Source organism: Streptomyces sp. A5-4, assembly GCF_051131715.1.
Taxonomy (GTDB): domain Bacteria; phylum Actinomycetota; class Actinomycetes; order Streptomycetales; family Streptomycetaceae; genus Streptomyces.
In genome coordinates this window covers 5,860,804-5,874,014 of the sequence record NZ_CP178591.1, presented here as the reverse complement: position 1 = coordinate 5,874,014, position 13,211 = coordinate 5,860,804, and the positions used below count along the sequence as shown (strand labels likewise).

Sequence of the window (13,211 nt, the reverse complement as noted above, 5' to 3'; positions counted from 1 at the left end):
GCGCGGTGGAGGCGCTTCCGCGTCCCGATACTGGCAACCGCACGGCCCGGCGGGCGGCCCGCACGCTGCCCGGCGGGCGTCGTCCGTGGAAGGTGCCAGATGTATCTGCCGTTCTCTACGTCCGCGGCCATCTTGGGGTCCGACACCGGACTGATACGCGAGGTCGGTGAAGGCCACCTCGATTCGTTCCGCCATCTCTACCGGCGGCACTATCCGGCCGTGCGCGCCTACGCCGTCGGGTGCATGCAGACTTCCTACGACGCGTACGAACTGACCTGCCATACCTTCTCCGAGCTGCCGCAACGGGCGCTGACCGGGGAGCCCTTCGTCGAGCGCCGCTATCCCGGCTGCCTGCGGCTCCAACTCCTGGAGAGCGCCCGCATCGCCGCGGTGGCCCGGTGCGCGGACGACGACGAGCGGGCCTCGCCGCAGTTCCACCGGTGGGTGGTCCAGGGGTCCCGCTGGTCGATGGAGGAGAGCGGCCGGCCTGCCGTCGCGTGGGACGCCCTTCCCCGCGACAAGCGCTGCCTGCTGTGGCACGCCGTCGCCGAACAGGAGGAACCGGCTCTGGTGTCACAGGTGACCGGCGCCCCCGCGGGCTCGATCGAAAGGGCCAGGGAAGCGGCCCTGGGCACCCTGCGGCAGATCCGGGCGAATCTGTCCCTGGAGCGGCTGCGACGACCGGACTGCCGGGGCGCGGTGGAACAGTTGATGGCCCGCTACCCGGCAGCGCCCGCGCGGCAGGAACCGTTCGAACACGCCGGTGTGTGCACCGAGTGCGCCGAGCTGTTCAGCGATGTGATCCATCTGGAGACGCGGCTGGCGGCGCAACTGCCCCGTCCGGCACGGGCACCGAGCCGGTGCTGAGCGGGATTCCGGGTCCTGGAGCGCACTCCAAGTCAAGGCCGGGGAAAGGCCGGAGCGGGCAGGGGCAACGCCCGTACCGTCAGCCGGGGACGCGGGCCCGGCGTCGCACCAGCGGCCAGAACGCCACACCGAGCAACAGGGCCAGCGGATGGCCCCAGTTCGTCAGCGGATCCGTGAACGCCAGGAGGTCCTGGAGGAGCATCAGGCCGACGCCGGCCAGGGCGGCCCGGCGCAGCCACGGGGTCAGCAGCCCGGCCAGCGCGCCGACGCTCGCCATCAGGCCGAAGCTGATGCCGTAGTCGAGCCGGTGCAGCGAGCTGTCCGGCAGGTGCCCCGCCAGCACCGAGAGCCCGACCGGGATCTCGGTGGCGAGCGTCGCCACCACATGCCCGAGCAGGAACACCCCCGCCGTACGCAGACCGCCGACTCGGCGCTCCAGCGCGGTGAGGACGAACACGAACCCGACGGCATACGGCGACGCGAGGCCACCGGCGACCCACAGGGCGCTGGCCACCAGCACGAGCAACGGGCTCTCGGTGAGGTGCGCGACATCGGTGCTCGACCCGCGCAGCGCGTCCGAGACGGTCGCCGGGTCGGCGTACTCGGCGAACAGCGAGGTGGCGATCAGGACCAGTGCGTAGGCGAACGTGAAGGGGGTGCCGACGGGGGTGGGAAAGAGCCGCCAGGGGCGCCAGGACCGCCGGTGCCCGGTGGTGGGCACCGAGTGCGCGGCGGGCGCGGACCCGGACGTCGACGCCGCCCTGGGCGCCGTCCGCTGCCCGGGGACGCCTGCCGGCAGGACGTCGGATCGTCCGGTCCTGTTCGCGGTCGGCGCTGCGCTCTGCACTGGGTGGGGCCCCTTCCGCCGTCGCGTCTCTTCCGCGGCCCTAACGGGTCGTACGCCCTCGGGGACAATGGCGCGCGGACTCCCGACGCCCCGCGACTCCGCCTCCGGCGTTGTCGTCGGTCGACGACGCCCGCTGATCCACGCTCCATTGCTTCCGAGCCGTTACCTACGGACAACGCTCACCTTCCGCGATCAGCTCCTGCCCCGCCTATGGCGTACGTCACATGAGGCAACCTTCACACCCCGCCGTGCGTCAGCGCGCGGCCGGGGGTCCCGAGCGGCGGCCCAGCATCGGATTCAAGTCAAAGTCACGATCTTCTCCGCCGCCGTACAGGCTTGAAATCGAGCCGCGAAGAGGCCGGCCACACCCGAAAGCACCGACCCCGTCACTTCGACCGGCGCGAGGTGCCGTACGGCGAGGTCGTACCACCGGAGCCCGGGAAGCATTGCGAGATCATCGCCAACGGGTGCTTCCTGACGGGCACTTGCGACGGGCGCTCCGTGCGGCGTCCGGTCGACGCCGCACCGGACACACTCACCGCCGGCCGGCCCCGCGCCGCTCACCGGCGGGCCGGGGGCCGGGTTCTCGTTGGCGCGGGACGCCGCGGAGTCCCGGTGGGGGCGGACCGTGGCGGTCGAGCGGGAGTAGGCAGTCGTCGAGCGGGAGCGGGCAGTCGTCGACCGGCATCACACAGGGCCGCTGAGCAGGATCTCGGGGGTGGCGCTCGCCGATTCTCGATGCGACATCATTCACACCGGCTTGATGGATGTCGTACGGAAAAGCACGATTGATCCGACCGCTGCGCCCTTCGATACAAACCGCGACACATACGACCCGCTCCGACTGGGCATCGACGACGGACCGGACCGGACGGCGACCGACGAACACGGCGATCTCCGCTCACCGCTGGGACTCGCGGGACGCGTGGGGTTGTTGAGGCCGGGGAGCATCCTCGGGGTCCGGTCCGCGCACCCGCTCACCCTCTTCGAGGACACGATGCGGAATGCCGGATTCAACTTGGTTAGGGCCGAAGAGATCCCAGTTGCCCGGGGCGTGCCTGACGTGGTCCATCTTGCCATTCGCCCTGCGTAGCCGGGATGCCTTCACTGCCTCTACGCTGCAGCCCTACACACGGGATCTAGCCAGAGAACTCCCAGGGGCGGGCGATGGAGCAGACACACACCAGCCACAACGGCCTCGCGGCCACTCCCGGCGCTCAGCGCCGGGTGCTGGTCGTCGAGGACGATGCCACGATCGTCGACGCCATTGCCGCGCGGCTGCGTGCCGAGGGCTTTCAGGTCCAGACAGCCGTCGACGGCCCCGCGGCCGTGGACGCGGCCGAGGCGTGGCAACCCGATCTCATGGTTCTCGACATCATGCTGCCGGGCTTCGATGGCCTTGAGGTCTGCCGTCGCGTCCAGGCGCAGCGCCCGGTGCCGGTCCTGATGCTGACGGCCCGCGACGACGAGACCGACATGCTGGTCGGCCTCGGGGTCGGCGCGGACGACTACATGACCAAGCCGTTCTCCATGCGCGAGCTGGCGGCCCGGGTGCACGTACTGCTGCGCCGGGTGGAGCGGGCGACCCTCGCCGCCTCGACCCCGCGCAGCGGAATCCTGCGCCTCGGCGAGCTGGAGATCGACCACGCGCAGCGCAGGGTGCGGGTACGCGGCGAGGACGTGCACCTGACGCCCACCGAGTTCGACCTGCTCGTGTGCCTGGCCAACACGCCGCGGGCCGTGCTCTCGCGCGAGCAGCTGCTCGCCGAGGTGTGGGACTGGGCGGACGCGTCGGGCACCAGGACCGTCGACAGCCACATCAAGGCGCTGCGCCGGAAGATCGGCGCGGAGCGGATCCGCACGGTGCACGGCGTGGGGTACGCACTGGAGACTCCGCCCGCATGACACGGCAGGGGAACGGCCTGCGGCCCTTCTCGATCAAGACCAAGCTCGGCACGCTGGTGGTCGTCTCGGTCTTCATCACCACCGGCCTGATCCTGGTGGCGCTGCGCACCAAGACGGAGCTGCGCTTCATCACCGTCTTCTCGGTGATCGCCTCGATGCTGATCACCCAGTTCGTGGCGCACAGCCTGACGTCGCCTCTCGACGACATGACGACGGTGGCCCGGTCCATCGCGCACGGCGACTACACGCGGCGGGTGCGCGGCGCCGGGCGCCGCGACGAGCTGGGCGACCTCGCCGCCACGATCAACCGCATGGCGGACGATCTGGAGGCCGTGGACCGGCACCGCAAGGAACTCGTCGCCAATGTCTCGCACGAGCTGAGAACCCCCATCACGGGGTTGAGAGCCGTGCTGGAGAACGTCGTGGACGGGGTGTCCGCGGCGGACCCGGAGACGATGCGCACGGCGCTGAAGCAGACGGAGCGCCTCGGGCGGCTCGTGGAGACGCTGCTGGACCTGTCCCGCCTCGACAACGGCGTCGTACCGCTGAAGGCGCGGCGCTTCGAGGTCTGGCCGTACCTCTCGGGCGTGCTCAAGGAGGCGAACGTACTGGCCTCCCAGCGCGGTCTGGCGTCGGGCTCGGGCAGCCACACGCGCACCGACGTGCACCTGCACCTGGACGTCTCGCCGCCCGAGCTGACCGCGCACGCGGACGCGGAGCGGCTGCACCAGGTCGTCGCCAATCTCCTGGACAACGCGGTCAAGCACTCCCCGCCGCACGGCCGGGTCACGATCCGGGCCCGGCGCGGCGCGCAGCCGGAGAGCCTGGACCTAGAGGTGCTGGACGAGGGCCCCGGAATCCCGGAGTCCGAATGGCACCGGGTCTTCGAGCGCTTCAACCGCGGCAGCGCGCCCTCCCCGCACGGTCCGGGCAGCGACGGCGGTACGGGCCTGGGCCTCGCCATCGCCCGCTGGGCGGTGGATCTGCACGGCGGGCGCATCGGAGTGGCCGAATCCTCTCGGGGCTGCCGGATCCAGGTCACCCTTCCGGGAAGCCCGCGGCCGATCGGTTGACGTAGGGTTCGAACCGGAAGGCCACGTTCTGCGTGTCTTCCACAGGGGGGTACGGCCCAGTGGGCCGTAGCCACGGTCCGGCCTATCCGGGCCACAGCGGAACCATGCTCGTTTCCCGCCAATCCACGCGCCGAAACCAGCACTGCAATGTGACTTACGCGACGGATGCCCGCCCGGCCTGCACCTGTCGGCCGGGGAGGCGTAGCCTTTATTTCCGCTGTCCATCACCTTGCGAAGCGGAAGAGGGCGGTTCACGCCGTGTCGTCTCAGTCCCCCAGTAGCTCGAGCATCTCGACCGACCAAGACGGGCAGGGAAAGAACCCTGCCGCTGCCTTCGGTCCCAATGAGTGGCTCGTCGACGAGATCTATCAGCAGTACCTCCAGGACCCGAATTCGGTCGACCGCGCCTGGTGGGACTTCTTCGCCGACTACAAGCCAGGCTCCCCCAGCGCGGCGGAGAAGCCCGCCACCGACGGAGCCGGAGCCACCACCCCGGCCGCCGCACCGGCCCCCGCGGCTGCCGCGCCGACCGCACCTGCTGCGGCCGCACCGGCCGCTGCCGCGCCCGCCCCTGTGGCGAAGCCCGCGGCAGCAGCACCGGCACCCGCCAAGCCCGCCGCCGCTGCTCCGGCAGCCGCCAAGCCGGCCGCGACCGCTCCGGCGGCGAAAGCCCCCGCGGACAAGCCCGTCGCGGACACGGCCACCGCCGAGGCCCCCGCGGGCCCCGAGCTGGTCACGCTGCGCGGTCCCGCCGCCGCGGTCGCCAAGAACATGAACGCCTCGCTGGAGGTGCCCACGGCCACGTCCGTGCGCGCCGTCCCGGTGAAGCTGCTGTTCGACAACCGCATCGTCATCAACAACCACCTCAAGCGCGCCCGGGGCGGGAAGGTCTCCTTCACGCACCTCATCGGGTATGCGATGGTGCAGGCCATCAAGGCCATGCCGGCCATGAACCAGTCGTTCATGGAGAAGGACGGCAAGCCGACGCTGGTCAAGCCCGAGCATGTGAACCTGGGCCTCGCCATCGACCTGGTGAAGCCGAACGGCGACCGCCAGCTCGTCGTCGCGGCCATCAAGAAGGCCGAGACGCTCAGCTTCTTCGAGTTCTGGCAGGCGTACGAGGACATCGTCCGCCGCGCCCGCGCGAACAAGCTGACGATGGAGGACTTCACCGGAGTCACCGCCTCGCTGACCAACCCCGGCGGCATCGGCACCGTCCACTCCGTGCCCCGCCTGATGCCCAACCAGGGCCTCATCCTGGGCGTCGGCGCGATGGACTACCCGGCCGAGTTCCAGGGCACGTCGCAGGACACCCTGAACAAGCTGGGCATCGCCAAGGTCATGACGCTGACCTCGACGTACGACCACCGCGTCATCCAGGGAGCCGCCTCCGGCGAGTTCCTGCGGATCCTCGCCAACATGCTCCTCGGCGAGAGCGGCTTCTACGACGACGTCTTCGAGTCGCTGCGCATCCCCTACGAGCCGGTCCGCTGGCTCAAGGACATCGACGTCTCGCACGACGACGACGTCACCAAGGCCGCGCGGGTCTTCGAGCTGATCCACTCCTACCGGGTCCGCGGCCACGTCATGGCCGACACCGACCCGCTGGAGTACCGCCAGCGCAAGCACCCCGACCTCGACATCAACGTGCACGGGCTCACGCTGTGGGACCTGGAGCGCGAGTTCGCCGTCGGCGGTTTCGGCGGCAAGTCGATGATGAAGCTGCGCGACATCCTGGGCGTCCTGCGCGACTCGTACTGCCGCACCACGGGCATCGAGTTCATGCACATCCAGGACCCGAAGCAGCGCCAGTGGATCCAGGACCGCGTCGAGCGCCAGGGCACCAAGCCCGAGCGCGAGGAGCAGCTGCGCATCCTGCGCCGGCTGAACGCCGCGGAGGCGTTCGAGACCTTCCTGCAGACGAAGTACGTCGGCCAGAAGCGGTTCTCCCTGGAGGGCGGCGAGTCCGTCGTCCCGCTGCTGGACGCCGTGATCGACTCGGCCGCCGAGTCGCGTCTCGACGAGGTCGTCATCGGCATGGCCCACCGCGGCCGGCTGAACATCCTCGCCAACATCGTCGGCAAGTCGTACGCGCAGATCTTCCGGGAGTTCGAGGGCAACCTCGACCCGAAGTCGATGCACGGCTCCGGTGACGTGAAGTACCACCTGGGCGCCGAGGGCACCTTCACGGGTCTCGACGGTGAGCAGATCAAGGTCTCGCTGGTCGCCAACCCTTCGCACCTGGAGGCGGTCGACCCGGTCCTGGAGGGTGTCGCCCGCGCCAAGCAGGACGTCATCAACAAGGGCGGTACGGACTTCACGGTCCTGCCCATCGCCCTGCACGGCGACGCGGCCTTCGCGGGCCAGGGCGTCGTGGCCGAGACGCTCAACATGTCGCAGCTGCGCGGTTACCGCACCGGCGGCACGGTGCACGTCGTCATCAACAACCAGGTCGGCTTCACCGCCGCCCCGGAGGCGTCGCGCTCCTCGATGTACGCGACCGACGTGGCCCGCATGATCGAGGCGCCGATCTTCCATGTGAACGGCGACGACCCGGAGGCCGTGGTGCGCGTCGCGCGTCTGGCCTTCGAGTTCCGCCAGGTGTTCAACAAGGACGTCGTGATCGACCTCATCTGCTACCGCCGCCGCGGTCACAACGAGGGCGACAACCCGCAGTTCACCAACCCGCAGATGTACACCCTGATCGACAAGAAGCGCTCGGTGCGCAAGCTCTACACCGAGTCCCTCATCGGTCGCGGCGACATCACGCTGGAAGAGGCGGAGCAGGCGCTCCAGGACTTCCAGGGCCAGCTGGAGAAGGTCTTCGCGGAGGTCCGCGAGGCCACCTCGCAGCCCGCCGCGACGCCGATGGCGGACGCCCAGGCCGAGTTCCCGGTGCACGTCACCACCGCGATCTCGCAGGAGGTCGTCAAGCGGATCGCCGAGTCCCAGGTCAACATCCCCGACCGGGTCAAGGTGCACCCGCGCCTGATGCCGCAGATGCAGCGCCGCGCCGCCTCGGTGGAGGACGGCACGATCGACTGGGGCATGGGCGAGACCCTCGCCATCGGCTCGCTGCTGATGGAGGGTGTGCCGGTCCGCCTGTCGGGCCAGGACACCCGCCGCGGCACCTTCGGCCAGCGCCACGCGGTGCTCGTCGACCAGGAGACCGGCGAGGACTACACCCCGCTGCTCTACCTCTCGGACGAGCAGGCCCGCTACAACGTCTACGACTCGCTGCTCTCCGAGTACGCGTGCATGGGCTTCGAGTACGGCTACTCGCTCGCCCGGCCCGAGTCGCTGGTCATGTGGGAGGCCCAGTTCGGTGACTTCGTCAACGGCGCGCAGACCGTCGTCGACGAGTTCATCTCCTCGGCCGAGCAGAAGTGGGGCCAGACCTCCGGCGTCACGCTGCTCCTGCCGCACGGTCACGAGGGCCAGGGCCCGGACCACTCGTCCGCGCGCCCCGAGCGCTTCCTCCAGATGTGCGCGCAGAACAACATGACGGTCGCCATGCCGACCCTGCCGTCGAACTACTTCCACCTGCTGCGCTGGCAGGTCCACAACCCGCACCACAAGCCGCTCATCGTCTTCACCCCGAAGTCGATGCTGCGTCTGAAGGCGGCGGCGTCGAAGGCGGAAGAGTTCATCAACGGCGGGTTCCGTCCGGTGATCGGCGACGAGTCGGTCGACCCGGCCGCCGTCCGCAAGGTCGTCTTCTGCGCCGGCAAGGTCTACTACGACCTGGAGGCCGAGCGCCAGAAGCGCGGCAGCACGGACACCGCGATCATCCGGCTGGAGCGCCTGTACCCGCTGCCGGGCAAGGAGCTCCAGCAGGAGATCGCCAAGTACCCGAACGCCGAGAAGTACCTGTGGACGCAGGAGGAGCCGGCGAACCAGGGTGCGTGGCCGTTCATCGCGCTCAACCTGATCGACCACCTCGACCTGGCGGTCGGCGCGGACGTCCCGCACGGTGAGCGCCTGCGCCGCATCTCGCGCCCGCACGGCTCGTCCCCGGCGGTCGGTTCGGCGAAGCGCCACCAGGCGGAGCAGCAGCAGCTGATGAACGAGGTCTTCGAGGCCTGAGCCAGGCCCCGATCGGCTCGTACACACGCCGGAAGCCCGGCCCCGCACGTGGGGCCGGGCTTCCGGCGTTGCGGGGCCTTCGGCTCATGCGCGTCCTGCGTCAGGTCGCCGAACTCCGGCAGACGTGCCCGGCGGGTCGTACAGGACCGCGAGGTCGCGCGCCCACTCCACCTCATCGGTGCGCAACGCCCTGATGCGCGTGAGCAGTTCGGGGGCGCCGGCCACCCCGTCCAGCGCCTCGCCCACCCGGTCGTAGAACGCGCGGCAGTCCTCGTGGCGCCGGCTGCGCCGCCACGGCACCAGCGGGAACTCCGCCCGGAATACGTCGTCCAGCGCGGCGTCGGCTGTGCAGACCACCGGGACGGCGTTGAGCGGGGACGTACTCTCCGACTGCCGGAATCGCCGCCGGCCGGCGCCCTCCGGGTGCCGCAGGGGCGCCATCAGCGGGGCCGTGCGGGAGTGCCGCCCACCGGGCGGACCTGGCCTCCGGTCCGGAGTGCGGCACCTTTACGTCTCGCAGCACGACGTTGCAGCGCTCCGCCAGTGGTGACGAACCCAAGGGGGACTCGCCGCATGAACCCGACACGGATGAACTACCTCAAACCAGGCGGCTCGGGGTTGACGAAAGACATAGGGGCACCCCCTGCGCGCCGAAGTCACTCAGCACCGCGATGTCCGACGCGACGAAGTCTCCGTCGCTCTGCCTGCTCCGGATCACGCCGACGACGGCCCCCGTGCGCGAGTCGATCGACGCACGTGGCACATTCCGCACCGGCTCGCGCGGCGGGCGCAGGGTTGTGGCAATACGGTGCGGTGCGGAAAGAAACACGCCCCCCGCATAACCTGGAAGCGAACGACACCGTCCCCAGGAGAGCAGCACATGTACTTCACCGACCGCGGTATCGAGGAGCTGGCCAAGCGGCGCGGCGAGGAGGAGGTCACCTTCGAGTGGCTCACCGAGCAGCTGCGTACGTTCGTCGATCTCAACCCCGACTTCGAGGTCCCGGTCGAGCGCCTCGCGACCTGGCTGGCGCGGCTGGACGACGACGAGGACGAGGACGAGTAGGTCCGGGCCCCCGGTTACGTACGCGGCCCGCGCACCCGGTCGTAGAGCAGCCCCAGCGCTCCGTGCATCACCAGCACCGTCCCCGCGACCACCCAGCCCCCGCCGCGCCGCCGCAGGCCCCACAGGGTCAGCGGTACGCCCGCCGCCAGTTGGGCCGCACCGAGCAGACGGGCCTTCGGGCCCCGGAGCCAGGGGCCCAGCGGTCCCGCGTCGACCACGTCGAGTTCCGCGCGGACCGCGTCGCGCCAGCCCGACCACTCCACGGTCTCCGTGCCGGCCCGCACCCGGACCGCCTCGCGCAGCCGGTCGGCGGGCTCCCCGGGGGTGAGGCCGGGCGGCAGGTCCAGGCCCGAGCCGACCAGCGTCGCGAGCAGACCCAGCAGGCGGGCCCGGCCGTCGGCGTCGGGATCGGGGAGCGTGAGCGGCTCCAGCGCCTGTACGTCGAGTACGGGGTCGAGGCCGAGCCGGGCCGCGAAGGTCCGCATCGCCTCGTCCTCGCCGAGCGGGGTGCCGTCCGCGAGCCATACGTAGCCGACCGGGCGCCGGAAGCCCGACGCGAGTGTGAAGCCGGCCCGGTCGGCGTCCCACCAGAGGCCGAGGACCGGCCAGGTGACGCCGACGGCCAGCGCGGCGGCCCAGCCCGCGACGACCGCGTCGACCGGTTCGCCGCCGTCGAGCCAGGGTTTGCCCTCCGGCACCAGCACGCTCCACCGGCCGCGCTCCGCGCCCGCCGGGGCCAGCAGCAGCCGTTCGCGCAGCAGATGCGCGGCGGGGCGCACGGCGTCGGGGTCGGCCCCGCACAGCAGCAGCGCTCCCACCGTTCCGGTTCCGGGTGTCGCATTCATGCCCTCACGCTAGGGCACTTTGTCGTTCTTCGGAGGGTATGAGTGGGCTGTCCGCGCTCCGGGGGCAGCCTGCGCGGCCTTGACTTCGACAGTCCGCGATATATCGTGTCTTTCAAGAGACGCGATATGTTGCGTCGAGCCGACCGAGGAGGTCAGCACCATGACAGATCAGACACGGACGGTCGCCGAGCCTGAGAAGCTCACCTTCGACGGCCCGGTGACGGCGCTCAAGGTGCGCATCGTCAACGGCACGGTGAACGTCGTCGGGACCGACGAGGGGCCGGCCCGCCTGGAGGTCTCCGAGATCAACGGTCCGCCGCTGATCGTGACCCGGCAGGGCGGCGCCCTGACCGTCGCGTACGAAGACCTGCCCTGGCAGAACTTCCTGAAGTGGCTGGAGCACAAGAGCTGGAGCCGCAGCGCGGTCGTCTCCCTCACGGTCCCCGCCGGCGCCTCGGTCGAGGTAGGTGTGGTCGGCGCGGGCGCGGTCGTCTCCAGGATCAGCGGGCGTACGGACGTGCGCGGTGTCACCGGCGACACGACGCTGGTCGGCCTCTCCGGCGCCGTCCACGCCGACACGGTCTCGGGCAACGTGGAGACCCAGGGCGTCACCGGCGACCTCCGCTTCAAGTCGATCTCCGGCGACCTGACCGTGATCGAGGGCGCCGGAACGTCCGTACGGGCCGACTCGGTCAGCGGCGACATGGTCATCGACCTCGACCCCTCGGGCCGGCGCACCGACATCAGCCTCACCACCGTCTCCGGCGAGGTCGCCATCCGGCTGCCGCACCCGGCGGACACCCGGGTCGAGGCGAACACCGCGAGCGGCACCGTGTCCAACGCCTTCGACAACCTGCGGGTCAGCGGCCAATGGGGCACCAAGAAGATCACCGGCACCCTCGGCGAGGGCAACGGCAAGCTCAGGGCTGCGACCGTATCGGGGTCCATCGCCCTGCTGCGCCGCCCACCGGCCGAGGAAGAGCCCGCCGACGCACACGCCGGACCCAACGCCCCCGCCGACAAGAAGGTGCTCTGACATGGCTCCCGTCTTCGCCCACGGCCGTCTGCGCCTGTACCTCCTCAAGCTGCTCGACGAAGCTCCGCGCCACGGCTATGAAGTGATCCGGCTTCTTGAGGAGCGCTTCCAGGGGCTGTACGCACCGAGCGCGGGCACCGTCTATCCGCGCCTCGCCAAGCTGGAGGCCGAGGGCCTGGTCACGCACGCCACCGAGGGAGGCCGCAAGGTCTACTCGATCACCGACGCGGGCCGCGCCGAGTTGGCCGGGCGCGGTGGTGAACTGGCCGACCTGGAGCTGGAGATCCGCGATTCGGTCTCGGAACTGGCATCCGAGATCCGGGACGACGTACGCGGCGCGGCGGGCAACCTGCGCCGCGAGATGCGGGCCGCGGCGACCGAGACCCGGCAGGGCTCCACCGATCAGAAGGACGCCAGGCCCCCGACGGGCGGCTGGGAGAACGCCTTCGGCGACAAGGAGGCCTGGCAGCTGGCGAAGGAGGAGCTGCGCAAGGCCAAGCAGGAGTGGAAGGAGCAGGCCCGCCGCGCCAAGGACGAGAGCCGCCGCGCCCGCGAGGACGCGCAGCAGGCCCGCCGGCAGGCCAAGGAGGCGCAGGACAAGGCGCGCGAGCAGATGCAGCGCATCGCGCAACAGGTGCAGGACCAGGTCCAGGACCACTTCGCACGGGGTGACTGGCCCACCGGGGTACGGGAGGGACTGGCCGAGATCACCAAGGAGTTCGGCTTCTTCGGCCGCCCTCGTCCCGAGAGCGGACCCGAGGTGAAGGTGGAGCGCCCGGGCACGGCGGACGCGACGGGCGGCGCCGACCGTACGGACCTCAGGAAGGACGACGCCGTTCCCGAGCCGCCCGAGCCGGAGTGGGCGCACGAGGACGCGTCCGGCGACCCGGCCCGTGACCTGGACCGGCTGCTCGACCGCTTCCGCGACGACATCCGCGACGCGGCGCGCGACCGGGGCGTGGACGAGGACCAACTGCGCGAGACCCGCCGCCACCTCTCGACGGCGGCGGCCCACATCGGCGCGATCCTGCGGGGCCCGAAGGCCTGACGGTGAGCAAGAACTCCGGCCAGGCGCCCGGACGCGCCCAGCCGGAGCCCACACCCCGCGCACCGACCCCGACTCCACACCCCCGGAGCCCCGGAGCCCCGGAGCCCCGGGCCAACGATCCCCGCGCCGGGTGGGGCCATGGCGGGACGCTCCCCACAGAGCCCGACACCCGATGGGCCCACGGCGAGGCGCTCCCCACAGGGTCCGACGCCGGGTGGGGCCGCGGCGGGGGCCCCCAGCAGAGCCCGACACCCAACAGGGCCGCGGCGGGGCGCTCCCCGCAGGGTCCGATGCCGGGTGGGGCCGCGGCGGGGCGCTCCCCGCAGGGTGCCGAACGCAACCACCGCGACCCTCACGCAGCACTACCCGAACGTTCGACACCCGAGGAGACGCCCCGCCACGGCACCACCCCCGAAGCCCCGCCCACACCGCACCCCG

General features: G+C 71.0%; 10 protein-coding genes and 1 pseudogene. 8 read left to right on the top strand and 3 right to left on the bottom strand.

The features are described from left to right. The first annotated feature begins 99 nt into the window (after positions 1–99). Complete coding sequence (locus ACLLJJ_RS27565) at positions 100–867, top strand: hypothetical protein (protein WP_434596408.1); 768 nt, start codon at positions 100–102, stop codon at positions 865–867. Between the two features lie 79 nt (positions 868–946). Here the strand turns inward: ACLLJJ_RS27565 and ACLLJJ_RS27560 are convergent, their stop codons facing one another. Next, entirely contained in the window at positions 947–1,714 is a 768-nt protein-coding gene (locus tag ACLLJJ_RS27560) for a rhomboid-like protein (protein WP_434596406.1), read from the bottom strand. Positions 1,715–2,050: 336 nt separating this feature from the next. On the opposite strand from ACLLJJ_RS27560, the pseudogene ACLLJJ_RS27555 reads away from it, so the two are divergent. From ACLLJJ_RS27555 to ACLLJJ_RS27540, 4 genes and pseudogenes are all read left to right on the top strand, one after another. Then, positions 2,051–2,807: pseudogene (locus ACLLJJ_RS27555) on the top strand (spermidine synthase). A 74-nt stretch (positions 2,808–2,881) separates the two neighbouring features. Continuing rightward, positions 2,882–3,619: a response regulator transcription factor gene (locus tag ACLLJJ_RS27550; RefSeq protein WP_214920005.1), complete on the top strand. Its 738-nt coding sequence runs from the start codon at positions 2,882–2,884 to the stop codon at positions 3,617–3,619. Then, positions 3,616–4,692, top strand: coding sequence for a HAMP domain-containing sensor histidine kinase (locus ACLLJJ_RS27545; protein WP_434596404.1), 1,077 nt, complete (start codon positions 3,616–3,618; stop codon positions 4,690–4,692). The genes ACLLJJ_RS27550 and ACLLJJ_RS27545 overlap by 4 nt, the downstream gene beginning before the upstream one ends. Before the next feature lie 258 nt (positions 4,693–4,950). Beyond that, positions 4,951–8,778, top strand: a complete 3,828-nt coding sequence (locus ACLLJJ_RS27540; RefSeq protein WP_434596401.1) for a multifunctional oxoglutarate decarboxylase/oxoglutarate dehydrogenase thiamine pyrophosphate-binding subunit/dihydrolipoyllysine-residue succinyltransferase subunit — start codon at positions 4,951–4,953, stop codon at positions 8,776–8,778. Positions 8,779–8,862: 84 nt separating this feature from the next. Here the strand turns inward: ACLLJJ_RS27540 and ACLLJJ_RS27535 are convergent, their stop codons facing one another. Further along, entirely contained in the window at positions 8,863–9,219 is a 357-nt protein-coding gene (locus ACLLJJ_RS27535; RefSeq protein ID WP_434596398.1) for a hypothetical protein, read from the bottom strand. Positions 9,220–9,658: 439 nt separating this feature from the next. On the opposite strand from ACLLJJ_RS27535, the gene ACLLJJ_RS27530 reads away from it, so the two are divergent. Continuing rightward, a complete protein-coding gene (locus ACLLJJ_RS27530; RefSeq protein WP_434596397.1) occupies positions 9,659–9,844 on the top strand; it encodes a DUF6104 family protein in 186 nt (61 codons plus the stop codon). Between the two features lie 14 nt (positions 9,845–9,858). Here the strand turns inward: ACLLJJ_RS27530 and ACLLJJ_RS27525 are convergent, their stop codons facing one another. Further along, positions 9,859–10,689 (bottom strand): hypothetical protein, encoded by an 831-nt coding sequence (locus ACLLJJ_RS27525; RefSeq protein WP_434596395.1) that lies wholly within the window; start codon positions 10,687–10,689, stop codon positions 9,859–9,861. 160 nt (positions 10,690–10,849) lie between these two features. Here ACLLJJ_RS27525 and ACLLJJ_RS27520 point away from each other — a divergent pair, with 160 nt between their 5' ends. Both ACLLJJ_RS27520 and ACLLJJ_RS27515 read left to right on the top strand, forming a co-directional pair. Further along, a complete protein-coding gene (locus ACLLJJ_RS27520; RefSeq protein WP_434596393.1) occupies positions 10,850–11,725 on the top strand; it encodes a DUF4097 family beta strand repeat-containing protein in 876 nt (291 codons plus the stop codon). Between the two features lies 1 nt (position 11,726). After that, positions 11,727–12,773 carry a helix-turn-helix transcriptional regulator gene (locus ACLLJJ_RS27515; protein ID WP_434596390.1) on the top strand — a complete coding sequence of 349 codons (1,047 nt, stop codon included), beginning with the start codon at positions 11,727–11,729 and terminating at the stop codon, positions 12,771–12,773. Positions 12,774–13,211: the final 438 nt, after the last annotated feature.